Annotated in this window: 20 protein-coding genes; 11 read left to right on the top strand and 9 right to left on the bottom strand. The window is 63.7% G+C overall.

Annotated elements, in window-relative coordinates; translation table 11 throughout:
• Positions 1 to 11 precede the first annotated feature (11 nt).
• The 4 genes from peaA to VGE08_RS14390 form a co-directional block, all read right to left on the bottom strand.
• Positions 12 to 1,598 carry a quinohemoprotein amine dehydrogenase subunit alpha gene (peaA, locus tag VGE08_RS14405; RefSeq protein ID WP_331068599.1) on the bottom strand — a complete coding sequence of 529 codons (1,587 nt, stop codon included), beginning with the start codon at positions 1,596 to 1,598 and terminating at the stop codon, positions 12 to 14.
• A 44-nt stretch (positions 1,599 to 1,642) separates the two neighbouring features.
• Positions 1,643 to 3,010, bottom strand: coding sequence for a flavin-dependent monooxygenase QhpG (gene qhpG / locus VGE08_RS14400; protein WP_331068598.1), 1,368 nt, complete (start codon positions 3,008 to 3,010; stop codon positions 1,643 to 1,645).
• A gap of 26 nt (positions 3,011 to 3,036) precedes the next feature.
• Positions 3,037 to 5,334: a TonB-dependent receptor gene (locus tag VGE08_RS14395; protein WP_331068597.1), complete on the bottom strand. Its 2,298-nt coding sequence runs from the start codon at positions 5,332 to 5,334 to the stop codon at positions 3,037 to 3,039.
• 81 nt (positions 5,335 to 5,415) lie between these two features.
• The gene (locus VGE08_RS14390; protein WP_331068596.1) at positions 5,416 to 6,966 is read right to left on the bottom strand and encodes an aldehyde dehydrogenase family protein; all 1,551 of its coding nucleotides are present in this window, start codon (positions 6,964 to 6,966) and stop codon (positions 5,416 to 5,418) included.
• 182 nt (positions 6,967 to 7,148) lie between these two features.
• Between VGE08_RS14390 and VGE08_RS14385 the strand changes: the two genes are divergently transcribed.
• Positions 7,149 to 7,835, top strand: a complete 687-nt coding sequence (locus VGE08_RS14385) for a response regulator transcription factor (protein WP_331068595.1) — start codon at positions 7,149 to 7,151, stop codon at positions 7,833 to 7,835.
• A gap of 29 nt (positions 7,836 to 7,864) precedes the next feature.
• Here VGE08_RS14385 and VGE08_RS14380 read toward each other — a convergent pair whose 3' ends face one another.
• The 3 genes from VGE08_RS14380 to VGE08_RS14370 are packed head-to-tail and all read right to left on the bottom strand — an operon-like array spanning position 7,865 to position 12,174.
• Positions 7,865 to 9,265, bottom strand: coding sequence for a hybrid sensor histidine kinase/response regulator (locus VGE08_RS14380; RefSeq protein ID WP_331068594.1), 1,401 nt, complete (start codon positions 9,263 to 9,265; stop codon positions 7,865 to 7,867).
• A gap of 1 nt (position 9,266) precedes the next feature.
• Positions 9,267 to 10,454: an FIST signal transduction protein gene (locus tag VGE08_RS14375; protein ID WP_331068593.1), complete on the bottom strand. Its 1,188-nt coding sequence runs from the start codon at positions 10,452 to 10,454 to the stop codon at positions 9,267 to 9,269.
• A 16-nt stretch (positions 10,455 to 10,470) separates the two neighbouring features.
• Positions 10,471 to 12,174, bottom strand: a complete 1,704-nt coding sequence (locus tag VGE08_RS14370) for an AMP-binding protein (RefSeq protein ID WP_331068592.1) — start codon at positions 12,172 to 12,174, stop codon at positions 10,471 to 10,473.
• A gap of 323 nt (positions 12,175 to 12,497) precedes the next feature.
• Here VGE08_RS14370 and VGE08_RS14365 point away from each other — a divergent pair, with 323 nt between their 5' ends.
• The 4 genes from VGE08_RS14365 to VGE08_RS14350 all read left to right on the top strand — a co-directional run bounded on the left by VGE08_RS14365 (position 12,498) and on the right by VGE08_RS14350 (position 14,563).
• Positions 12,498 to 12,728 carry an addiction module protein gene (locus VGE08_RS14365; RefSeq protein ID WP_331068591.1) on the top strand — a complete coding sequence of 77 codons (231 nt, stop codon included), beginning with the start codon at positions 12,498 to 12,500 and terminating at the stop codon, positions 12,726 to 12,728.
• 116 nt (positions 12,729 to 12,844) lie between these two features.
• Positions 12,845 to 13,354 (top strand): DUF2938 domain-containing protein, encoded by a 510-nt coding sequence (locus VGE08_RS14360; RefSeq protein WP_331068590.1) that lies wholly within the window; start codon positions 12,845 to 12,847, stop codon positions 13,352 to 13,354.
• A 51-nt stretch (positions 13,355 to 13,405) separates the two neighbouring features.
• On the top strand, positions 13,406 to 13,963 hold the full coding sequence (locus VGE08_RS14355) for a hypothetical protein (RefSeq protein ID WP_331068589.1): 558 nt from the start codon (positions 13,406 to 13,408) through the stop codon (positions 13,961 to 13,963).
• 231 nt (positions 13,964 to 14,194) lie between these two features.
• Positions 14,195 to 14,563, top strand: a complete 369-nt coding sequence (locus VGE08_RS14350) for a VOC family protein (protein WP_331068588.1) — start codon at positions 14,195 to 14,197, stop codon at positions 14,561 to 14,563.
• A 6-nt stretch (positions 14,564 to 14,569) separates the two neighbouring features.
• Here the strand turns inward: VGE08_RS14350 and VGE08_RS14345 are convergent, their stop codons facing one another.
• Positions 14,570 to 15,355 (bottom strand): ABC transporter permease, encoded by a 786-nt coding sequence (locus VGE08_RS14345; protein WP_331068623.1) that lies wholly within the window; start codon positions 15,353 to 15,355, stop codon positions 14,570 to 14,572.
• Between the two features lie 34 nt (positions 15,356 to 15,389).
• Positions 15,390 to 16,346: an ABC transporter ATP-binding protein gene (locus VGE08_RS14340; RefSeq protein ID WP_331068587.1), complete on the bottom strand. Its 957-nt coding sequence runs from the start codon at positions 16,344 to 16,346 to the stop codon at positions 15,390 to 15,392.
• Positions 16,347 to 16,657: 311 nt separating this feature from the next.
• Here VGE08_RS14340 and VGE08_RS14335 point away from each other — a divergent pair, with 311 nt between their 5' ends.
• The 6 genes from VGE08_RS14335 to VGE08_RS14310 all read left to right on the top strand — a co-directional run bounded on the left by VGE08_RS14335 (position 16,658) and on the right by VGE08_RS14310 (position 24,387).
• Positions 16,658 to 18,301 (top strand): ExeA family protein, encoded by a 1,644-nt coding sequence (locus VGE08_RS14335; RefSeq protein WP_331068586.1) that lies wholly within the window; start codon positions 16,658 to 16,660, stop codon positions 18,299 to 18,301.
• The gene (locus tag VGE08_RS14330; protein WP_331068585.1) at positions 18,301 to 19,149 is read left to right on the top strand and encodes a general secretion pathway protein GspB; all 849 of its coding nucleotides are present in this window, start codon (positions 18,301 to 18,303) and stop codon (positions 19,147 to 19,149) included. Before VGE08_RS14335 ends, VGE08_RS14330 begins: the two co-directional genes overlap by 1 nt.
• Positions 19,150 to 19,194: 45 nt before the next feature.
• Entirely contained in the window at positions 19,195 to 21,072 is a 1,878-nt protein-coding gene (locus VGE08_RS14325) for a DAK2 domain-containing protein (RefSeq protein WP_331068584.1), read from the top strand.
• A 31-nt stretch (positions 21,073 to 21,103) separates the two neighbouring features.
• Positions 21,104 to 21,775: a TetR/AcrR family transcriptional regulator gene (locus VGE08_RS14320; RefSeq protein WP_331068583.1), complete on the top strand. Its 672-nt coding sequence runs from the start codon at positions 21,104 to 21,106 to the stop codon at positions 21,773 to 21,775.
• Between the two features lie 120 nt (positions 21,776 to 21,895).
• Positions 21,896 to 23,314 carry a TolC family protein gene (locus VGE08_RS14315; protein ID WP_331068582.1) on the top strand — a complete coding sequence of 473 codons (1,419 nt, stop codon included), beginning with the start codon at positions 21,896 to 21,898 and terminating at the stop codon, positions 23,312 to 23,314.
• A 2-nt stretch (positions 23,315 to 23,316) separates the two neighbouring features.
• On the top strand, positions 23,317 to 24,387 hold the full coding sequence (locus VGE08_RS14310; protein WP_331068581.1) for an efflux RND transporter periplasmic adaptor subunit: 1,071 nt from the start codon (positions 23,317 to 23,319) through the stop codon (positions 24,385 to 24,387).
• The last annotated feature ends 3 nt before the right edge of the window (positions 24,388 to 24,390 follow it).

The raw sequence follows: 24,390 nt of genomic DNA, 5'->3' as shown, positions 1-24,390 counted from the left end.
CCATTCACTTCTCAATAAATGGGCGGCGTATTCCAGCGCTGCACAGTCACTATCAGGTGCGACTTGCCCTGCACTTCGCGCTCGCCGTCCTTCACTCGCGCGACCACCGAGAGGTTGCCGACGTTGTTGCCGGAGTACTTGCGCTGCGGATTCGGGCCGGCTTCTGCCGGCATGAAGCGTCCGCTCTGGTCGATGCTGCCTGCGAACCGGACGTCCTGCGCGGCGGCGGCCTGTGCGTCGAACGGCTCGATGCTCCAGCTCGCCGGCAGCACGCCGAGACGAATCGTGCCGGCCGCGCGGTTCGCGGTCGCCGGCATGTCGAGATATCCGACCACCTCGAACTGCGCGCTGACCGGTGCGATCTTGCCGCCGCCCACGCGCGCGATGCCGTAGCCGGGCTCGACAGCGACGCGATCGATTCGATCGTAGATCGCTAGTGCGTCGGCGCTGCTCGCACGCCCCGCGGTTACCGTGCGATAACCGGGCGCAGCATCGGCATCGACGCTGACCTGGGCGATCAGCGTATTCGCGCCGCGTTCCTGCACTTTGACGCGCGTGCCCGGGCCGAAGCCGACCCGTCCGTCCAACCCGGTGCCGAAGATGGTTACGGTCTGCGTGGTGCCAACGCGCAAGGCAGCAGGGCTGATCGCCAGAATCCGCGCCGCACTGCCGGCGCGCACTGCCAGCCAATCGCCGCCGACTTCGTTGTGATCGGCAAGGAACCATCGGCCCTTGATGCTCGCGCCGTCCTCGGACACTGCGTAAACCTCGCGCACCTCGCCGTCGCCGAGCTGTCCCGAGCCGCGCCACTCGTATCCCGTATAAAGGAAGGCCTTGGACGAACCCTCGACCTGCTTGCCATCGGCATAGACAAGCGAGTAGCGCGCCACATAGTCGCTGCCGTCGCCTTGCGAAATCCTCGCCGTGCCCTGGTAGGCGCCGCGGCCGGGCGTGTGTCCGGTCACCAGCCATTCGCCGGCAAGATCGCTGCGCGGACGTGTCTGCCATGCCCGCCATGCATCGGTGTCGAAGGGATACTGCGATCCGAGCTTGACCGGCAGCTCCGTGGTCGCCTTCTGCCACCAGAAGCGGTCGCGGGCGGAAGCGTGATACTCGATCGTGGGGAACTGGCCGGCGTGGAAGTGCACCAGCTTCAGCCATTCACCGGCATCGCGGCGTTGCAGAACCACTCGCGCAGCCGTATGACATCGGGCACACATCGGTTGCAGATCGTCTTCGAGCTGCAGATCCGGAACATTCGGCCGCCGCTCGAGCGCGAAGCGCGCTGGCGCCGCTTCGGAGGGAGCGAGGCCCTGCACGTCGGACAGATAGCGCAGGATGACGCTGTAGTGCTCTTCGGGCGGACGGCTGCCGTGCACGTGACTCATGCGGAACAGCGTCATCATCCAGCCTTCGGGCGTCTTGCGAATGGTGCTGATGCGCTCGAAGTGATCGGGCGTCGTCTCACGATGGCATCCCGCGCAATAGGCACGAATCAGTCCCGGCCCGCTGTCCGCGGTTTGCGCCTGTGCGAGCGGGCTAGCGGCTATCAGCAACCCGAGGAACGCGATCACAGCCGCCGCATGGAGCCTCACCATTCGCGATCGACGCGCGAAACCGCGACATGAAGTACGCACGATCCTCAACCTCCCAGGCTCGTCGAAAAGAATGTCGTGTGGTCTGCCCGACCCGGTCCCGCCGTGATCAGGCCATGCGTCGCGAGCCAGCGGATCGCGCGTGCGACGGATGCACGCGGCCTGTTCAACTTTGGCGGCACCCGCGGCCCGCCGGCATCCGGCCCGGTCCGCAGCCAGTCGACCAGCACCGCGAGATCCACCGAATCCATCTGCCACACACCACGCGGACGATCGGGCATAACGACCACGCGCTGCAGCTCGATGCGTTGTTCGTTCAGGACCGGGCGCATCTCGACGCGCACCGGACCCGGATCGTGCCGTGACCAATCAGCCGCGAGCGTGGCGTAGGCGGCTGCATGCTGCCGCCAGAAACTGTGCGTCTGCGCGCCCGAGGCCTGCTCGTAAAAGCCGGCGGCGGCCGCCATCTTCTTTTGCCACAAGTCCTGGCAGCGCTCGTTCACGTAGCGTTGCACGATCGACCAGTCGCCGCCGCCGAGCCAGGTGTGTATCGCAGCGACACCCACGCCGGCGCTCGCAAGGGCTTCGTAGATTCCATGACCAGTCAACGGATCCATGGCGAACGCCGCGTCGCCCACTCGCACGCGACCAGGCTCATCCGCAGGCAGGACCATCCGCGCTGTAGCCGCCCGCGCGCGCAGGGCTCCGACAGGTTCGGCGCCTTGCAGCGCGAGCGAAATCTCCGGAACTGCCGAACGGACGCTCTCGATCTGCCCACTCAGGTCGCTTGCCGCACCTCGGTTACGCGGTGCGCCGACCACTTGCAGCCAGCTCTCCTCACCGTCCTGCACGAGCCAGCACCAGCAGTCGTGAAGCGAAAAGACCGAAGCTCCTGCTGGCCGCGCCTGTGGGCTGCGGTAGTGCTGCGAAATAGCAAGGAGTTGCGGCCCGACGCACGAAGCGCCGCGCACGCGCCGACCGCGCGCTTCGACTACGGCGCGGCTGCGGAGATCTCCATTGCGTGTGCGCACATGCCACACATCCCCTTGTCGCTGCGCCGACTCGACGTGTGTCGCCTGCACAGCGATCCCGAGCCGCCGGGCGTCCTCGTGGAGCCCGCGATCGAAGCTCGCGCGTTCCACGATGAACTCCGTGCCGCTCGTGGACTGAACCCCACCCCAGCGACTGCCACGGGGGCAAGCCACGCGGACTGCTGCCGCGGCAGCATGCAGGCCGTCATTGCGCAGTTGCACGAGTGTCCTTTGCGAGAACCCCTCGAGCGCCTCACCGCGAGGTTGACCCAGCAACGCCACCGAGTAGCCGAGCCGTGCCAGCGCGCAGGCAGTGGCCACGCCCGCCGGCCCGGCGCCAAGCACGGCCACATCGACCATTGAGGCGCGCCCATCTTGTCTCATGACTTTTCGCCGCGTCGCCTCCCCCGTCAGAAGCGGTAGGTCGCCTCGATCCCGTAAGTCCGGGGCGCACCGCGATGGGTGTAGTCGAAACCGAATCCGCTCAGCAGGTCCGCCGCCGAAGTAATGTAGAACTCATCGGTCAGGTTGCGTGCCCAGCCGGCGATCTCCCACTGCCGGTCCGGCGCACCGACGGCGATCCTGGCGTTGAGCAGCGTATAGGCATCCTGACGAATTCGGTCGACATTGAATGCCTCGAAGTACTGCGAACCCGAGTAGCCTGCATCTGCATGCAGGGTGAGATCAGCTGCACCCCAGCTCACCGCCAGCCAGTCAGCGGACAGCGTGGCGGTCACCGACGGAGCGTTGGGCAGCTTGTTGCCGCTCACGTCTTCGCCGCGCATCGTGGCACGCTTCAACTTCGCATCCATCAGGCCGACGCCGCCGCGCAGTGTGACATCGCGCGACGCGCGCAGCACGAATTCGAGCTCGGCTCCATCCACTTCCGCTTTACCCAGATTGCGCAGCGGCTGCGCGAGAGTGATCGGGTCGATGTCGATCACCTGCTGATTCTCGTAGGTGAAGTGGAAGATCGCCAGGTTCGCCTGCAACCGGTTGCCGAACCACTGCGACTTCATGCCGACTTCGTACGAATCGACCGATTCGGGCTCGACCACCGTGAGCTCCGAGGAGTCGAAGAAGGCCTGTGCGTTGAACGCCCCCGAGCGATACCCGCTGCTGTAGCTGACGTACAGCAGATTGTCGCTCGCGGTCACGTAGTCGAAGCCGACGCGGCCGGTGACTTTGCTGTCGCTGAGCGAGCGGCGCGCCGTGGCATCGAGATTGTCCGGGTCGCCGGGAATCAGGTTGGCTAGCGGCACGCCGTCGTTGCCCCGCAACTGCGCTGAGAAGTTCTTCTGTCTGCCTTCGTCAGCGGTGTAACGCAAGCCCAGGCGGAACGTCAACGGCTCGCTGATCTGATAACTCGTGTCGGTGTAGATCGCCCAGCTGTCGCGCTGCTGGTCGAACTGGTTGGCGAAGCGGCACGAGACGCCGCCCAGGTCGAGCCCGCCTTCCAGGCAATCGAGGGCATTGAGCTGCCCGTCGAGGTTCACGTCGATGTCGTTGAACAGGCGCAGCTCGGTGGAATTGAAGATCTGCTCGTTGCTGTAGTACACCCCGACGATGTAGTTGAACCGGCTCTCACCGGTGGACGTGAGCCGCAGATCCTGGGCGAACTGCTCGGTCTCGCCGATGTATGGAATCTCCGCCGCGCGCAGCGGGCTGCCGTCGGTATCTTCCAGGTTGTGCAGCTTGCCCTTGTCCCAGGAGCTGATGGAGGTCAGCTCGACCGTATCGCTCAGCGACCAGTTCAGGGTCAGCGAAACCGCATCCGTATCCTGCTTGCGCTTGGGGTGGTAACTGGTCTCGATCTCATCGTTCGCCAGGCCGGCACGGAAATAGTCGAGGTGCGGATTGGCGACCGGATCGAGCGCATTGAAGGCGGCGTACACGCCGGCACCGACGCCGTCCGGCCCTGGCCGCGCCAGGATGCCGTAGTTGCGCGGGTTCTGCCGGCTGGTGGAGTAACGCAGCAGCAGGTCCAGTGAATCGGTGGGCTGAAACAGCATGCCCAGGCGCACCCCGTACTGGTCGACGGCATTCATGTCCGGCGTGCCGTTCACGCCATTGAACCAACCATCGGCGCTGGCATAAGTGGCGGCGATGCGAACCGCCAGCCGGTCGGGGACCAACGCTCCCTGCACCGCGCCCTCGGCATCCATTCGGCCGTAGTTGCCCGTGCCGAGCCTGGCGTACCCTTCGGTGGTGAAGCCCGGTTTCCTGGTGATGAAATTGATCGCGCCGCCGGTGGTGTTCTTGCCGTACAGAGTGCCCTGCGGACCGCGCAGCACCTCGACGCGCTCCAGGTCGAACAGCTCGACGCCGAAGATCGCGAAGTTGCCTTTGTACACTTCGTCCACGTAGGCAGCGACGGGGCTCGACTGATTCAGGCTGTAATCGAACATCGATACGCCGCGCAGCGAGAACACGGGCGAGGCTTCGCCGACGATGCCGTTGACCTGCAGGTTCGGAACCTGCGTGACCAGCGATGAGGCATCGTCGAGCTTGAGAGCATCGAGCTGGGCACCGGTCATCACGCTCACGGACACCGGCACGCTCTGGATGCTCTCCTCGCGTTTCTGCGAGGTGACGATGACCTCCTCGAGCGTCACATTGTCATTGGTCGCAGCCGCGGTGTCGCTTTGCTGCGCCTGGGCCACGCCGCCCACCGATAGACCTAATAATCCCATCAGTATCGAACGCATGATCCCCCCTCGAAAATGGAACGAAGCAGAGCGGCTACACCGACCGCATCAGTATTGACGCGTGTACCCGGTGCACAGCCTTCATACCGCGTAGTTGATGCACAGTGACTTGCTTTCCAGGTAGGAGTACACCGCTTCGCGGCCCAGCTCCCGCCCCCAGCCGGATTGCTTGTAGCCACCGAACGGCATCGTCGGATCCAGAATGTTGTGACAGTTGACCCACACCGTGCCGGCACGCAGCCTCGGCGCGAGTCGGAACACCCGGCTCAGATCGCGCGTCCAGATGCTGGCGCCGAGCCCGTAGATCGAATCGTTGGCAAGCCGCGCCACTTCATCCAGGTCGTCGAACGCCTTGACGACGACGACCGGCCCGAAGATCTCCTCGCGCACGATCGACATGTCGTCCGCAACATCTGCGAAGACCGTTGGCTCGACGTAGTATCCGGGCGTGTTCAGCGCGTTGCCGCCCTGCACTGCGCGTGCGCCGCTCGCGAGGCCTTCTTTCATATATCTCGTGACCCGCTCACGCTGCGTCTGGGAGACGAGCGGTCCGAGTTGCGAAGCGGGGTCGAGACCGGGCCCCACTTTCAGCGCCTTGGCCTGCGCCGCCACGCCTTCCAGCACCTGCTCGTAGTTGCGTCTGGCGACGTACAGGCGCGAGCCCGCGCAGCACGTCTGGCCGTGATTGAAGAAGATGGCGCTCGCCGCGCCGGGGATCGCGACATTCATGTCCGCGTCCTCGAACACGATCGCCGGCGACTTGCCGCCGAGCTCGACCGTGACCTTCTTCATGTTGCCGGCGGCTGCGCGCACGATCAGCCGGCCCACTTCGGTAGAGCCGGTAAATGTGATCTTGTCCACGTCCGGGTGCTCCGCGAGCGCCGCGCCTGCGGTCGGACCGAAACCCGTGACGATGTTCAGCACACCCTGGGGGAAACCCGCTTCCAGCGCCAGCTCGCCGAGCCGCAGCGCCGTCAGCGGCGTTTCCTCCGCCGGCTTGAGAACGACGGTACAGCCGGCGGCGAGCGCCGGTGCAAGCTTCCATGTGGCAAGCAGGAAGGGAAAATTCCAAGCGATGATCGCGCCCACCACGCCGATCGGCTCGCGCTGCGAGAACGCCGCGTACTGATGGTCTGGCACGAGGGTGCCGGAGATCGGCAACGTCTGGCCTTCGAGCTTGCTCGGCCAGCCCGCCATGTAGCGCCACACTTCGATGGCGTGCTTGATGTCGACGTGGCGCGCCATGACGACCGACTTGCCATTGTCGAGCGCCTCGAGCTCGGCGAGCTCGTCGGCGTGCTGCTCGATCAGATCCGCAAGTCGGTGCAGCAGCCGTTCGCGATCCACCGGCTTCATGCGCGACCACTGCGAGTCATCGAAGGCGCGGCGGGCAGCCGCGACGGCGCGATCAACATCGGCTGCCTCAGCCTGCGCGCAGCGCGCGATGACACGGTCACTCGACGGATCCTTCACTTCGAAGGACTTGCCGCTCGCGGCATCCACCCACTGCCCATCGATGAGCATCTGGCGCGATGCGCGCAGGAACGCGGCGTTCGCCGGATGCAGATTGGACAGGTTGTTGGCAAGCGCGTCGGCCCCGGCCGGTGCTCGCCCTGACTGTGCTGCTGACATGAGACCCCCCGTCTCGCCGACGTTCGTTGGAATCGAGCTGCCTGGCGGACCCGTGCAATCGGGCCACGAACGCGAGTATCCTCAAGGTCGTACCGGTAGCAGTATTGAACCATCGCAGCACGTCACCTCTATACTTAGGTAGCGCTTGACAGCCGGATTTCCTGCATGGAGCGTCTTAGCACATGCCCGACCCGTCCGATCGAACCGACGTCCAGCGCGTGCTGATCGCGGATGATCACCCGCTTTATCGTGAAGCATTGCGTGCCGTCGTGCCGCAAGTCTGCCCGGCCGCGGAAATGCACGATGCCTGCTGCGAATCCGAAGTGCTGGCACAGGCGACCTCGGATGCCGCTTTCGATCTCATCGTGCTCGACCTGAATCTGCCGGGCGCCACCGGCTTGTCGTGCCTGAAGCAGGTGCGCGAGCGAGTGCTGCACACGCCGATCCTGGTGGTTTCAGCGCTCGAAGATCCGGCCACGATCAGCGAGGCAGTGCTCGCCGGCGCGACCGCTTACGTTCCGAAGTCCTCTTCGCGAGGCATACTGTTGGATGCAATCCGCACCACCATCGCGGGCGGCACCTATCTGCCGGCCTCCGCCGTTGTCGCGTTGCGCAGCGCAGATGCCAGGAAGCAGCATCGCGATCAGGTCGCAACGCAGTACGATCTCACCTCTCGCCAGCTGCGCGTACTCGACCTGCTCTCTCAGGGCATGTCGAACAAGCGCATCGCGCGCGAGCTCGGCATTGCCGAGATCACCGTCAAGGCACACGTCTCGGCCATCCTGAAGAAACTCGGCGTCGAGAACCGCGTGCAGGCAGCGATGGATGCGCGCAAGCTGCTGCACGCTGAGCAGAATGGAAGCGGTTAGCGGGGGAGCAGACGCGTATTGGTACGTCTCTACAACCGCTCCAGCATCGCGCGGAACTCCGCGAGATTTAGCGGTTTGGCGAGCACCGGTAGCCCGCGGCGCGCGAGGCGCTTACTTAGCGCGGGGTCGGGGTCGCTGGTGAGGATGACGGCAGGCGCCACACCATCGAATTCGCGCCTCACCTCGGCGATCGCCTCGTGGCCCTTCACGCCGTTCGCCAAGTGATAGTCGGACACCACGAGGTCCGGCTCCGCATCGGCGCCGATGAGCTGCACGACTGCATCGGTCGCCGTCGCGGCCGTGATGGCCCGGTGTCCCCATTTCTCCAGCAGCGATTTCATGCCCGACAACACATCGGCGTTGTCGTCGATCACCACGACATTGAGCTGCCGGGGGCCATGGCCACGCTTCATCGTGCGCGTACGTGGAGCGGGACTTTCCACGACTGCGGTGGAGGGAGCATACGGCACCAGCAGTGCGAACATCGAACCTCTGCCCGGTTCGGAACGCACGAGGGTCTCGATCGAAAGCAGCTGTGCCAGGCGGCTGACGATGGACAATCCCAGGCCGATCCCCGCGGTGTGCGGCCGGTCCCGAGTAGGCACCTGATAGTAGGCCTCGAAGATCGCTTCGAGATGCTCGCGGCCGATGCCGATGCCGGTATCGTAGACACAGATCAGCAGTCCGTCGCGCCGGCGCCGGCAACCGACCAGCACCCGTCCGCTCGGTGTGTAGCGGATCGCATTGCTGATGAGGTTGCGCAGCATCGTTTCAAGCAGGTGCATGTCCGTATGCACGTGTGCGCTGCACGGCATGAACTTGAGTGAGATGCCGGCCGAGCGCGCCACGCCCTCGAACTCCGGCCCGATGCCGTTGAGCAGTGCCATGACCGGAAAGCTCATCGGCTGAGGCTCGATGGCGCCGGAATCCAGGCGCGCCACATCCAGTAGCGTACCGAGCAGATTGTTGAGCGAGGCGAGCGCCACCCGCGCACGCTGCAGCAGTGCACTATCGTTCTCCTGCAGCGCCTGCTCGTTGATCGACTCCAGAAACAGCAACGCCGAGTTGAGCGGCTGGCGCAGATCGTGGCTCGCGGCCGCCAGGAACCGCGTCTTGCTCTGGTCGGCGAGTTCCGCCTGCAGTTTGGCCTGCTTCAGCGCCAGCTCGATCTCGCGGCGGGAGTCCAGTTCACGCGTCAGCCTCAGGTTGAGCGATTCGTACTCCGCAGTGCGCACGCGCACCGTTTCTTCGAGCTTGGCCGCTGCCTGGAACCACGAGAACGCACCCTGATCGTCGATCGATCGTTCGACGCGCGCCATCAACGCTCGCACCGTCTTGCGCATCTCGGCATTCTGGCGCTTGAGGCGCGCGATGGTCTGCGCAGCCGAGCGGCTGCGCTTTGCGGGAGCCTTGCGCGACCGGCCCGCCACGTCAGCGCGCCGCTCCGATGCCCAGGCAGGTCAGCGAGTTGTTGACGTGCACTGTGTTGAACTGCTCGCCGAGCGTGGAGAACCCAACCACCCCGTTGTCGCGATACAGCCCTTCGACGTCGGAAGTCAGCCCATGCTGCTCCATGTAGGCCGTGCGCGCCGAGCACTCGAATGCGATGACCAGCTCGGGAGGCCCGATCGCCGCCCTCATGCCTTCGAACATATCACGCAGGCGCGCGACGTAGTCGCCCGGACGAGCGACCGTCGCGACGATCCCCGGTTCCATCGCGCAGGCGAATTCGAGCGTGCCATCGTCGTAGCAGCGCTGCACGCCGCGCGGAAAGAATTGTCCGCCGACCCGGATCATGAGGGGATACGGCGCGAAGTCCTGCGTGCATTTCGCACGCCTGCGCAGGCCGCAGGCCGCCGCATACTCGGTCAATGCCTTGCGGCCGTTGATCTCGCGTACGAGACGCTTCTCCGGATCCGCATCCGTGATCACCACACGGCGCGTACCAGCGGAAAAATGGTTGTGGCTGACTGCTATCACTGGCGACTCGGATGCCACCAGGCACAGCACCGCCGCTCCGCGCAGCGCGCGGCCGTGGTGGAGAATGCGCGTCGATCCGGGCGGGTGGCCGAAAGGGTTGAAGTACAGGTCGCCCGCTGACCCGCCCACGATCGGTACTCCGCCGAGCTGCGTGCCGATCGCGGCGATCAGCTTTTCCTCGCAGCGTGCCTCTGCATCGACCAGCAGCAAGCCGAAAAGATGCGGCAGCTGCGCACCGCCGTTGCGTTCCAACCGTCCACGCAGCGCCCTGACGAAATCCCGCGCGTCGGGCAGGCCGAACTTCGCTGCATCCTCGATGACAGTGTCCGCCACCTGGAACCGGCGTGCCGGAAGATGAAATCCCGTGAGTCCCTGGGGAAGAAAGCCCTGGGCACCGATGGCACGCCCGGTTGCGGCGCCAACGACGCGCGTGCATCCGGCAGCTTTCAGCGCCGCACCGATCGATGCCAGATCATGGGAGGTCGAACAGAAGATCATCGCGAAGCCCGGGACACCGCCCGGACACTGACGCAGGATCTCCTGCACGGCGGCGCGATCATCAGCGGCGGCCGTCGACAGTCGCAGGATCGACGCGCGACCGGCGCGAGCCGGCGCGGCTTGATGTGGTGCCCTGGCCATCGCTACGACAGGCTGGTCATCGCCCGGATGAAGTACTGGCTCCGTACAGGTCCTCTTCCCAGAATTCGCACGGGTTGCGCTTCCCGCTCGCGCAGTGGGCCGCCTCACCCTGACGCAGTTCCACACGACGGATCTTGCCAGAGATCGTTTTCGGCAGAGATGCGAATTCGATCCGGCGAATGCGTTTATAGGCCGATACTCGCGCCCGCACATGCTCGAAGATCGAGCGAGCAGTCTCAGCACTCGGCTCGCAGCCTTCGACGAGTACCACAAACGCCTTCGGCACGGCGAGTCGCACCGGGTCCGGGCTCGGGACCACTGCGGCTTCCGCGACGGATTCATGCTCGACCAGCACGCTTTCGAGCTCAAAGGGGCTGATGCGGTAGTCGGACGATTTGAAGACGTCGTCGGCGCGTCCGATGTACGTGAAGTAACCGTCGGCGTCGCGCGATGCTACATCGCCAGTGTGGTAATAGCCGTCCTTCATCACGGCCGCCGTGCGCTCCGGATCGTCGAGATATCCCTGCATGAGGCCGAGCGGGCGCGCGCGCAGATCCAGGCACAGCTCGCCTTCGTCGGCAGGCTGGCCCTCGTTATCGAGCAGCACGACGCGATAGCCGGGCAAGGCCCTGCCCATCGAGCCCGGCTTCAGCGGCTGGCCGGGCGAGTTGCCTACCTGCGCGGTGGTTTCCGTCTGGCCGAAGCCGTCGCGGATGGTCAGACCCCAGGCCTCGCGCACACAGGAAATCACTTCCGGATTGAGCGGCTCGCCGGCACTGATCGCTTCGCGCAGGCGCACGTGCCATTTGGCGAGATCCTGTTGGATCAGCATGCGCCAGACGGTGGGGGGGGCACAGAACGTGGTGACTTCATATTGTACCAGCCGGTCCAGCAGCGCCTCGGCACTGAAGCGCTCGTACTGGTACGCGAGCACCGTCGCCTGGGCATTCCACGGTGCGAAGAAGCAGGACCACGCGTGCTTGGCCCACCCCGGCGAGCTCAGATTGAGATGAACGTCGCCCGGCTGCAGCCCCAGCCAGTACATCGTCGACAAGTGCCCGATGGGATAACTGGCGTGCGTGTGCGCGACCAGTTTCGGCTTGGCGGTGGTGCCGGAAGTGAAATAGAGCAGCAACAGATCGTCTGCGCGAGTGCGAACCCGGGGCGCGGAGCGCTCGGACGCCGCCGCCGACTGCTCGTATCCGGCCCAACCCTGAACTGCGGCGCCGACACTGATTCTCACCGGCGCACCCGGGATGCCGGCAAAGCGCCCGGTGAGCGTGTCGTGAGTGATCACCGCCTTGACCGCGCCCCGGTCGATGCGGTCGCGCAGGTCGTCGTGCTGGATCAGGGTCGATGCCGGAATCATGACGGCACCGAGCCGGATCGCGGCCAGCATGACCTCCCACAGCGGCACGACGTTGCCGAGCATGATCAGCACGCGGTCGCCCTGCCCCACGCCCAGTTCGGACAGGAACGCCGCAACCTGCCGCGAGCGTTGCGCGAGCTGCTCGAAGGTCAGTGACTGCTCGTGACCTGAATCGTCACAGACGCGCAGGGCGATCTGCTCATTACCCGCCGCGATGCTGTCGAAGTAGTCCCAGGCCCAGTTGAAATGCTCGAACTGCGGCCAGTGAAACTCCTGGCTCGCGGTCGCGAGGTCATCACGCGCCCGCAGAAGTCCGTCGCGCACATCGAGGAAGCGTTGGGTAGAAATCATTTGCCGTGCCTCCGTTGGCCGGGCCGGAATCACGAGCCCATGATGCCACCCGCCGGTACAACAGCGACTGCAAGCTTCAGTCTCATTGACTTCCGCCGGCATCTTTGCCTCGCCGGCGCCGCCGAAGCCGCTGACCGCGGCCATCTGCAGAGGAATTCCGCGCCTGACGGCGACGCGACGGATCGTGGCATCAACGTATCGTCGTAGACCCAGCGCGTTGATGGGAACTACAGAGCTTCCCTGAATTTCGATGACTAGCGGCGGGGATCCTTGCTGATCCCCGCCCACCCTCGCACACTCTGGGCGAACCTTTGAGGTGCACCATGCCGACTTCCCTGAAGCAGATCGAAGCGCAGGTTCTCGCCCTGAGTATGGCGGATCGGGTGAAGCTCGCCGAAGCCGTGTTGAAATCTCTGCGTCGACCCTCGCCCGAGGCCAGAAGAAAGAGATGGTCGGAAATGATGCGGCAACGCCTTGCAGCGATCGAGCGTGGCGACTACTCGGGGTGTCTGGAAGGGGATGAGTTTGCGGATATTCGTCGGCGCTCGGTGTAAACGCCCACCGACGCACGTCACACTGACTCGCAATGTCCGTTGGCTCTTGACCTCAAGTCGACTTGAAGTGGCACTCTGCCTGCATCGCAACGATCGGGCATACCAAAGAGCACTTCATGAGCGACTTGCTTGCGTTGCTTCTCACCGGGGTGGGTGCCACCGTGCTCATGGACGTTTGGGGCGCAATCCGTAAACGGCTGCTTGGCGTCCCGCCAGCTGACTATGGCATGGTCGGACGCTGGCTCGGTCACATGGCGCGCGGCAGGTTCCGCCATGACCGGATCGCTGCAGCTGCGCCGATTCCGGCAGAGCGACTGCTCGGCTGGACCATCCACTACACTACCGGCATCGCGTTCGCGGCCGGGTTTCTTTCCATGGTTGGATTCGAATGGCTGCGTCATCCGACACTCGCGCCCGCACTGGCGTTCGGCATCGCGACGGTGGCCGCACCGTTCTTTATCATGCAACCAGGGATGGGTGCTGGCATAGCCGCCTCGCGCACACCGAACCCGGGCTCCGCAAGACTTCAGAGCTTCATCACTCACTCGGTCTTCGGCTTGGGATTGTGGACTGCGGGGTGGGGAGAACGGGTCTTGCTCTGGCACTTCAATAGCGTCTTACTTTAGCAAGCTTGCAACTGATCGAAATGCTTCGCCCGGCGAAGCCGCAACGGAACAATGGCTATTGATGAGAAGCCGCCCGAGTTTGCCCCTCGGTATTCGCCCAAGGAGCGCCGGCAGCGACTGCTCCTGCACGGAGTGCTGTGCGCGCTGATGGCTGGCGCCGTGTATTGGTGGGTGCTGCCGCGTTTTCGCGTTTTCTCCGCTGATGCACCGTGCGAAGCCATCTTTGGAGTGCCCGCGTCCACTGTGCTGGTTTACGCTGCTTTCGTGGGCGCGCCGCTCGCGGCGGCTGTTCTGATCGTCGCGCTGACGGCACGCTGGTCCATCGAAACGATCGCGACTCGCCAGTACCCGCCGCCGGGCAGGAAGGTCTACCGCCGCGTCAAAGTGAAGAGAGGTTGGCAAGCCGTCGCATTCGCACTCATACCGGCGATGTTCATCACCTACCTGTGCGTGCTCGGCGCGCAAGGCTTGGTCAAGGCTGGACAGATCGCGCGAGCGATGCAGGATTCGGCCGAGTGTCACAGGGGCCTGGATGTCGAAAGACCTGCGCCTCGAAAGCAACAGCAGCGAAACCCAAGCAGTACCGACAATCGCAGACCGTCACGGTAACCATCCGTGCGGACGGCAGTTCTCTACTCGTAGCCGTCTTCGTCGCTCTCCGAGCGAAACAGATGTCGATGAAGCCGTTCCGGCGCATTGGTCCAATCCTGAAAGGATGGACGCCCGGCTCTATCCTGTCTTCATTCAGTTCATCAGCAAACGCCTACACGAAACCGCGATCTGGATTGCAGGTTCGAGACGGTCTATAACTGGCCCGGGGGAACGGCGAGGGACGTCGGCATGTTGAAGTTCGTCAAGTTCACCGAGCTGCCCGTGGCCGATCAGGACCGGGCGGTGAGCTTCTACACCGAGAAGCTCGGCCTGCAAGTGGCTCAGGACGAACCATACAAAGACGATTGGCGCTGGATCGAGCTGGCCGTGCCCGGCGCCCAAACTCACATTTTGCTGACGGCGCAGCGAGGCGACGAGAAATCCGACACGCCGCACCTGGTTTTCATTTGCGACGACGTGGACGCCGCCTATCGCAAATTGAGCGCGAACGGCGTCGTGTTCACCAAGGAGCCCACCACCGCGCCCTGGAACGGCGGGCAACGTTTCGCGCAGCTGCGCGACAGCGAAGGCAACGCCATCGTCATCAGCACCAGCTGACGAACCTTACTCTCGCGTGCCGACGCCCCGGTGCAGCAGCCACACACAGCTTACATATAGAACCGCAGCGGCGCCGATCATGATGCCGTACGCCAATCGCACGTCCACGTCCGAAACGCCGAGGAAGCCGAACCGGAATGCGTTCACCATATAAAGAATGGGATTGGCGTGCGACAGGTGCTGGGCCCACTCCGGCAGCATCTGGATGCTGTAGAACACGCCGCCCAGGTAGGTCAGCGGCGTCAGCACGAAGGTCGGAATGAAGGTGATCTGATCGAAGTTCTTGGCAAAGATGGCATTGATCATGCCGGCCAGCGCGAACACCATCGAGCTCAGCAGCACCGCCGAAACCACCACACCGATGTTGTGGATCTTCAGGTGAGTGAAGGCCAGGGTGACGGCCGTGACGACGCCACCGACGATCAGGCCGCGCAGCAGGCCGCCGACCACATAGCCGCCGACGATCAGCCAATCCGGCAGCGGCGACACCAATAATTCCTCGATGTGCTTGCCGAACTTGGCGCCGAAGAACGACGAGACCACGTTGCCGTACGAGTTGGTGATCACCGACATCATGATCAAGCCGGGTGCGATGTACTGGATGTACGAGTAGCCGCCCATGTCGCCCAGGCGGCGCCCGATCAGCGTGCCGAAGATGATGAAATACAAAGTCGCCGTGATGGCCGGCGGGACGATGGTCTGGCCCCAGATGCGGACGATGCGGCTGAATTCGCGAATGACGATGGTGTTGAAGCCGACGATGTTCGTCTTCAACAGACTGGGTTCGCTCATCGAAGGCGCGAGAGTGCGTTGGTCTTGAATGGCTTTATCCATGAGCGGGCTGAACCTCTTTGCGGGCCTCTTGGTTCGTTTCTTCCTGGCCCACCAGTCGCATGAACAGCTCTTCGAGCCGATTGGTCTTGTTGCGCATCGACAGCACTTCGATGCCGGAGGCGGTCAGCTGCGAAAAAATGTCGTTCAAGCTTTGATCCTTGGAGACTTCGATTTCCAACGAATGATCGTCCGGCATGCTGACCGAGTAGCCCGGCAGCACCGGCGCGGCGGCCAGCGGATTGCGCAGGTTGAACACGAACACCTCGGTCTGCAGCTTGCGCAACACGCGGCTCATCCGGTCGTTCTCGATGATGCGGCCCTTGTCGATGATGGCCACGTGGCGGCACAGGTTCTCCGCCTCTTCCAGATAGTGCGTGGTGAGAATGATGGTGGTGCCGGCGGCATTGATGTCCCGCATGAACGTCCACATCGACCGGCGTACTTCGATGTCCACGCCCGCGGTGGGCTCGTCGAGAATCAGCAGCCGTGGTTCATGCATCAGCGCGCGTGCAATCATCAAGCGGCGCTTCATGCCGCCGGACAGGGTACGCGACACAGCGTTTCGCTTGTCCCACAACTGCAGTGCGGTCAGATATTTCTCCAGGCGCTTGGAGGCCTGGTGGCGCGGAATGCCATAGAAGCCCGCCTGGTTCAGCAAGATGGTGGTGACCGTCTCGAACTGGTTGAAATTGACTTCCTGGGGGACCAGGCCGATGCACGACTTGGCCGCAGCCAGCTCGGTGTCGATGTCATGGCCGAACACGTGAACTTTGCCGCTGGTCTTGTTGACCAATGAGGTGACAATGCCGATGGCCGTGGTCTTGCCGGCGCCGTTGGGGCCCAGCAGCGCGAAGAAATCGCCCTCCTCCACCGCCAGATCGATGCCCTTGAGAGCCTGAACGCCGTTCTTGTAGGTCTTGGTCAGCTTCTGGAAAGTCAGTGCTTTCATGGCGTCCGCGGGCGCCGCTTCGGGCGGCGGCGATGGCATTGATCGGAGTGGAAAAAAGTGGCGCGAAGCGTATCGGTCCGGGCGGGCGCCAGCAAGGCGGCCTGAGTCATCAATGTCGTGCCTGAAAAGACCTGCTGCCGCGGGCGCGGGCCACTGCCACCATCCGAGCTGTTCGGGCGAATGAGGCGTATGTGGCAGCGATGTGACGCCAGCGTGTCGGTTCACCGACAGGCGGGGATGGTTCCCCGCCGGAGTGGCTTGACGGCGGGATTCCAGGGCGCATCATGACGGCCTGTTGAGCGCAACCCAGCATGTACACGAGCTTTTTTGGCCTGGGCGAGAAGCCCTTCGCAATCACGCCGGACCCGCGATACCTCTTCATGAGCGAGCGGCATGCGGAGGCGCTCGCGCATCTTTTATATGGCATCACCGAGGCCGGCGGCTTCATTCAGCTTACCGGCGAAGTCGGCACGGGCAAGACCACCATCGTGCGCTCGCTGCTGGAGCGCATGCCCGGCCACGCCGACGTGGCGGTGATCCTCAACCCCCAATTAACACCGGTTGAATTCGTACTGACGATCTGCGAGGAGCTGGGCATCTTCATGCGCGATGATGACAGCACCAGCCTCAAGGACCTGGTGGACCTGCTCAATCGCCGCCTGCTGGAGGCCCATGCCAAGGGTCGGCGCATCGTGGTCATCGTCGACGAAGCGCAGAACCTGATGCCGGCCACGCTCGAACAGGTGCGGCTGCTGACCAATCTCGAGACCGCTTCGCAGAAACTGCTGCAGATCATCCTCATCGGGCAGCCGGAGCTGCGCGAAGTGCTGGATCGGGTCGAGCTGCGGCAGCTGGCGCAACGAATCACGGGCCGCTATCACCTGGCGCCGCTGTCGCGCGGCGAAGCGGTTGCGTATGTGAATCACCGACTCAAAGTCGCGGGCGCGAGTGGCGAAATCTTCAGCAGAGCAGCGCTGCGTGAAGTACATCGCCTGAGTGGCGGCATTCCCCGCGTCATCAATGTGATTTGCGATCGCGCGCTGCTCGGCGCCTTCACCCAGGAGCAGCATCGAATCGGACCGGGCATGGTGCGCGAAGCGGCCAGCGAGGTGTCGGGCCGTTCAGTCAGTCCGCCGTGGATGAAACTATTGGCGGGCACCGCCGCCGGCGTTATCGCGTTGGGCCTGGGGCTGAGTGCCTGGCACTTCACTCGGGCGACTGAATCCGTGGAGCCAGTCGCGGAGGCTGCGGCCGAAGAGGTACCGCCAACCGTGCAGCTGGCGCAAGCAAGTCCGGTGCTGCCGATCTTGCCCCGGGCGGAGGATGTCGCCGATATCCTGGCGGAAAAGGTCGGCATGACCAACACGGAGAGTGCTTTCGGTCAGCTGTTCGCGCTGTGGGGCGGGAAGTTCGTTCCGGGCGCCGGCCGGCCGTGCGACCAGGCGCTGAAACAAGGGCTCGAATGTGTTTATCAGCAAGGCTCGTGGGGTCAGCTGCGAACCTTGAATCGCCCGGCCATCCTCACGCTGATCGATGACGAGGGCAACGCGCACCAGGTGGTGGTGTCCGGCCTGGTCAACGATACCGCCAAGGTCAACCTGCCCGACGAAACCCGGCTGGTGTCGATCGCCTCGCTGTCACGGCTTTGGTTCGGCGATTATCTGGTGATGTGGCGGCCACAAGTCGGGCCGTCGCGTGCGCTGTCGCCCGGCATGAAGGGCGACGGCGTTCGCTGGCTGCGCAGCAGCCTCAACTCTGTCGCGGGCAAGGAAGAGACCGAACCGGCCAGCGACTACTACGATGAGAGCCTGGTGAAGATGGTCGAGGACTTCCAGCGTCAGTATCGCTTGAACGTCGACGGCATCGCCGGCGTGCAGACGCAGATCGTGCTGGACGCGCTCGGCAGCAAGCCCGGTTCGCCCCTGCTGGTGGCGCAGGCGCGGGGAACGATCTGATGAGTTTCATCCTCGACGCGCTGAAAAAATCCGAGAGCGAGCGTCAGCGTCAGGTCGGGCCTTCATTGGCCGACGTGCGCGTGGTCAGGCGCAGCAACTCCGAGCGGCCCTGGTGGGTCATCGCCGTTGCGGCGTTGCTCGTCGTCAATCTAGGCGTATTACTTGTCGTGCTGATCCGCGGCTGGAGTGCGAAGCCGGACACGACGATTCAGCAAGCGGCGGCGGCTCAGCAAAGTTATAGTCAACCAGGTTATAACGGGCCGCCTCCGACGCAGGCGCCTCAACAAAGTTACAACGCCGGGCCGCAATACGCGCCGAACTATGCTGGCCAGCCGGCTCGGCAATATCAGCAGCCGCCCGCGCGCCAGGCTTACCAACCGAACCCCGTGCCCACCGATCCATCGGTTCGATCCCTGGCCGACGAGGCAGGCGCTTACCAGGAACCTTATCCCGATGAATCGCTGAGCCCTCATCTGGCCGGCGCTGCGAGAGTGCCCGAAGGCGCGCCCATGGTTCGGCAGATCGAACCTCCCGCGGTAGCACCGCTGCCGTCGGGTGCCGTGCTCGCTGCCAAAACCGCCGCGAATGCGCCACCGCGCGGCGCGCTGGTCGGCGATGAAACATTGCCGACGCTGGAGGATCTGTCCGCGAGCGGCACCAACTTGCCCGAGTTGCACCTGGACATTCACGTGGCTTCGCAGAATCCGGCCGAGCGCTTCGTGTTCGTGAACATGCGCAAGTACCTGGAGGGCGAGACGCTCAAGGAAGGGCCGAGCGTAGAGCGCATTACCACCGAGGGCGTGATCCTGAATCAACGCGGGCTGCGGTTCTTGTTACCTCGACAATGAACCGGGTGTGAATCCTCGCAAGCGTGGCTCTCGAACCAAGGCAACATGCCCGCCCCCGTCCTCGAGCTGAACGGCGCGCGCCTTAGCCGGCTGCTGCGTGCCGGCATCCACCGGCTGCTCGCCGATCGAGAGCATTTGAATCGTATCAACGTATTCCCCGTGCCTGATGGCGACACTGGCACCAACATGGCGCTCACCATGGGCGCGGTGCTGGCAAGCCTGCGACGTGCCGCAGATGAGCATGCCGGCACCACGTTGACTCGCGCAGCCGACGCCGCACTCGACGGTGCTCGCGGCAACTCCGGTGCGATCCTTGCGCAGTTCCTGCTTGGGATGGGTGATAGCGCCGCATCACACGCAGCGCTGTCGACCAAACAATTTGCCATCGCGGTTACAACGGGCGCCACATACGCGCGCGATAGTCTTTCGGATCCGCGCGAAGGCACGGTGCTCACCGTCATCACCGACTTCGCTGCGGAGACGGCTCGCTTGGCAGCGACCGGCTTGCATGATTTTCTCACGCTATTCTCGCAGGCTCTCGGCAAGGCACGAGCCTCGCTGCAGCTCACGGCCCAACAACTGGAAGAATTGCGTGCAGCTCGCGTCGTCGACGCCGGCGCGCAGGGCTTCGTCGACCTGCTCGAAGGCATGACGGCGCACCTGCACTGGGACGTGGACGCCGAGCCGGCCGAACCGGCCGTGCAATCGGCCGATAGCGAAGTGAGCGTCGGCGAGACTCACGATTTGTCACATCGGTTCTGCACCGAGTGCACGATCACGAATACAAACATCGATCGACGCAAGTTGCGTGAGCGAATGGCCGCGCTCGGCTCCTCTCTGGTGCTGGCTGGAACCACGCGCAAGTCCAAAGTTCATATTCACGTGAACGATCCTGCCGAAGTCTTTCGCATCGCCAATGAATTCGGCGAAGTGACCGCGCAAAAGGCCGACGACATGCAGCGCCAGCAGCAAGCGGCTCATGATCGACAGCGGCGTGTGGCCGTCGTGACGGATTCCGTCGCCGACATTCCTGAGGATCTACTCGATTCGCTCGGCATTCACGTGGTGCCGTTGCGCATTCAGTTCGGCGAGCAGAGTTATCTGGACAAGGTAGGGCTGTCGCCCGAAGAATTCCTCGCCGAGCTGGTGCGCAACCCGAAACATCCGCAGACATCGCAGCCGCCGGCCGGCGACTTCAGGCGACAGTACGAGTTCCTGGCATCGCATTTCGAAGGCGTGGTGTCGATTCATGTCACCGGCAAAGTCAGCGGCACGTGCAATGCAGCCTTGTCGGCCGCGCAGCGGGTGCAGAAATCTAGCAGCATCGCAGTGGTCGATTCGTTCAATGCCTCCATCGGGCAAGGTCTGCTTGCAATCTACGCAGGCGAGCTGGCCGCGCAAGGATGGGATTCGAAGCAGATCGTTTCGGCCCTTCGCAAAATGATTCCGCTGACGCGCACATATGCATTGGTCGGCTCCATGGACTACGCGGTGCGCGGCGGGCGCGTGAAACCTGCGGTGAAAACTATTGCGAGCGCGCTGAGGCTTTCACCTGTACTGGCGACTCACGTCGATGGCCGCGTGGCGCCGGCCGGCATGTTGTTCGGGCGTCGCCATCGGCGCGATAAGCTCGTTCGCTTCATTACGTCTCGATTGGACAAGGGTCGGTCGTATCGAATCGGCATCGGTCACGCCAATGCGGAAGCTGAAGCACAACGGCTGCTCGAAGAGTTGCGCCGTGCACATCCGCTGGTGGAGAGCTCATTCGTGATACCGGTCGGCAGCGCCCTCAGCGTTCACGGCGGGCCGGGCACGCTCGTGGTGGGTGTCCAGCCATCTCCGAGGTCCTTGATCGGCCATCTCCGTCTCCCACTCCCTGATCGGACACCCATCCAAGTTATTAGACGCTCATTTATTTATTGACACCGTGTCAACGTGCGCGCACCATCGCGCCATGTCCTACATTGCCGATCGCCGCCAGGAAGAGAAGGACCGTCGCCGCAGCGAAATCGTCGAGGCGGCGGAGAGCTTGTATCAAGAGCTCGGCTGGGACGCGGTCACCATGGACAGCGTGGCCAAGAAGGCCCGGCTGAGCCGGGCGCTGGTGTACGTGTATTTCAAGGACAAGCGCGAGTTGCTCCTGGCCATCACCGAGCGCGCTTTCATGGTGCTCCGCGCGCGCTTCGAAGAGGCCCGCTCCCGTGCCCGGACCGGCCTCGACCAGATCGAAGCCATGGGTCGGGCATACATGGCCTTCGGCGTTGAATTCAATCACTATTTTGACGCCTGCGCGCGTCTCGAACAGCGCGCGAGCGAGACCCCGGAGAAGGGTTCGATCGAGGAGGCTGTGTTCCAGATGGGCGTTCGGGTCCACGAAGTCGTGGTCGCCTCCCTCAAGGCTGGCCAGGCGGACGGCAGCGTCCGGGCGGATCTCGGCGACCTCGAAGTAACGTCGCGCGTGCTGTGGGGCTTTACGCACGGACTGATGCAGATCGCGATCACCAAGGCTGGGCCGCTGGCCCAGGCAGGCATCAGTGTCACGCAGCTCACCCAGCAGGCGATCGCCCTGATCCGCTACACATTGGCCGGTTCGGGGGCCGGTTCGGGCTCGTCGCTGACTGAATAGGTCTGGTTTTTATTTGAGCAATTTTTGACACTTGTCTAACTACTGAACAACTGTGGAAGCCGCCATGCACCGAACCAGGTATTTCGCGTCGACGCGGCCATTGCTCCACGGGGACTAGGCATGCGAACGCTTCGGTATTTGTCGACGATTGGCGCGGCGCTGAGCCTGATGGCGTGCACCGCTGGCGCGCAGACGCCTGCGGCGAGCGACTTCAAAAGTGTCGTAGCGAATTACGTGGTTGAGGGCTTGCGCAGCAATCTCGCTCTGCAGGGTGAATCGCTCGAGGTCGAAAAAGCGGCGCAGGCTTTGGCCGAAGCGCGCGCCAATTTCTTTCCGCAACTCTCGCTCGAAGCGCGCTACACGCGAGCCGACGGTGGACGCGTCATCGATGTGCCGCTCGGTACAGCGCTCAATCCCGTGTATTCCACATTGAATGAGTTGCTGGTGGCACAAGGCCAGCCCGAACGCTTCCCACAGATTTCCGATACGACCATTCCTTTCCTGCGCAGGGAGGAGCAGGACACGCGGCTGATGCTTCGCCAGCCTTTATATGCACCGGCGATACCCGCTGCCGTTCGCGCCCAACGCGCTCTTCTGGATGCCAGCAGCTTCAACCGGATGGCAATCGCCCGCGCCCTGCGTCGTGACATCACGGTCGCTTATGTGGATTGGTTGAAGGCGCGCAGCTCGGTCGAAATCGTGGCGGCGAGTGAAGCACTGCTGCGTGAAAACCTCCGCGTGAACGAATCGCTGTTCAGCAACGGCAAGATCACCGAAGACCTGGTGCTGCGCGCCAAGGCCGAGCTGCTCGACGTCGAACAACAGAAGCGCGAAGCGGCCAATCTCGCCACGCAAGCGCAGAGCTACTTCAACTTCCTGCTCAACCGGCAGCTGCAAACGGCCATCGAAGTCACCTCGCCTCCCAACCCGAGCGCCGCCAGCGAAGCCGCGCTCGAGCAGCTGTGGTCGATGGCACTGGATCGACGACCGGAGATCGCCCAGCTGGAACAGTTGCGGCGCGCGAGCGAAGAGCAGGTTCGCATTGCCCGCAAGCAGAAATGGCCGACCCTTTCGCTCGGCATCGATGCCGGCACGCAGGGCGAGGACCATCGTTTCGGCCCGGGCTACAACTTCGGCGCCGCGTCGCTGATCTTCACCTGGCGCATCTTCGATGGTGGCGGCGATACCGCCCGCATTCATCAAGCGCGTGCTGTCGAGAAACAACTGGTGTTGCAGCAGGAAGAGATTGCGCAACAGATTCGACTCGAAGTGCAGCAGGCTTATGATCGCCTCATCACCGCCCGCGATTCGCTTGCGACAGCCGAGGCACGCGCGGATGCAGCGCGTGCGGCGTTCCGAATCGCCAGCCGCAAACGTGACGAAGGCGTCATCAGCCAGGTCGAGTTCATCGACGCGCGCAGCGCGCTGACGAGCGCCGAGCTGAATCACAACCTCACCCGATTCAATGTGCTCGCGCGCCGCGCCGAGCTGGAATATGCGACCTCGACGGGAGACCTCCCGCTCGATCCTGGAGTCTGATGATGACGCGCCTGTCCAGCGTTCTATCCTCGCTGCTGTTGTCCGCGAGCTTGTTGGTCATCGCAGGTTGCGACAGCACCGCAGACAACCAGCAGCCCGTCGAGTTGGCACGAGTCCGCGTTGCCGAGGCCGTTATGGGACCGGCGGCTCCTTCGATTCGCACCAACGGCTTGCTCGCCAATGAAGACGAGATTCGCCTGTCATTCAAAGTCGGCGGCGTCATCCGTCGCTTGTCGGTGACCGAGGGAGAGCAGGTCCGCAAAGGCCAGAAGCTGGCGGAGATCGAGCAGGCGGAGATCGATGCCCAGGTGGAGCAGGCCTCGCAAGCCTACGAGAAGGCTCGTCGTGACCTGGAGCGTGGCGATCGCTTGTATGCCGACAAGGTCATCAGCCTCGAACAGTTGCAGGACCTGCGCACGCAACTGGCTGTGAATGAAGCCGCGTTGAGCTCCGCGAAGTTCAATTGGAGTTATGCGGCAATCGTTGCTCCACACGACGGTACTGTGTTGCGCCGGCTCGCGGAAGAACGCGAGTTGGTGCAAGCGGGTGCTCCGATTCTGGTGCTAGGCGCCAAAGACAAAGGCTTTGTGGTGCGCGCCGGGCTGGCCGATCGCGAGATCGTGCAGGTGAAGCTTGGCGATGAGGCACAGATCCGGCTCGACGCCCTCCCCGGCAAGACACTGACGGGCAAGGTCACGGAAGTATCGGGAGCCGCGGATACCGCCAGCGGCATGTTCGGCATCGAGGTGGCGCTCGATCCGACGGATCTGCCGTTGAAAAGCGGCCTGGTTGCCAAGCTCACCATCATCCCGTCCACGGCCAAAGCTGGCGAGCGCGTCTACGTTCCCATCAGCGCGATCGTCGAAGGCAGTGGCCGTACCGCGCGCGTGTTCGTGTTGGACCAGAAACATGCGCGGCGGCGCGACATTGAAGTCGCGTTCATTGAAGGAGAGTCCGTCGCGTTGCACGCCGGCCTGCAAGCGGGCGAGCAGGTCATCACCGATGGCGCTCAGTATCTGGAAGATGGCGAAGAGGTCACGCTCGCCGAGCCAGTGGCCGCCAACCGGGAGTAGCGC

Source organism: Steroidobacter sp., from assembly GCF_036406195.1.
Taxonomy (GTDB): domain Bacteria; phylum Pseudomonadota; class Gammaproteobacteria; order Steroidobacterales; family Steroidobacteraceae; genus Steroidobacter.
This window is presented reverse-complemented; position numbering and strand designations above follow the sequence as displayed.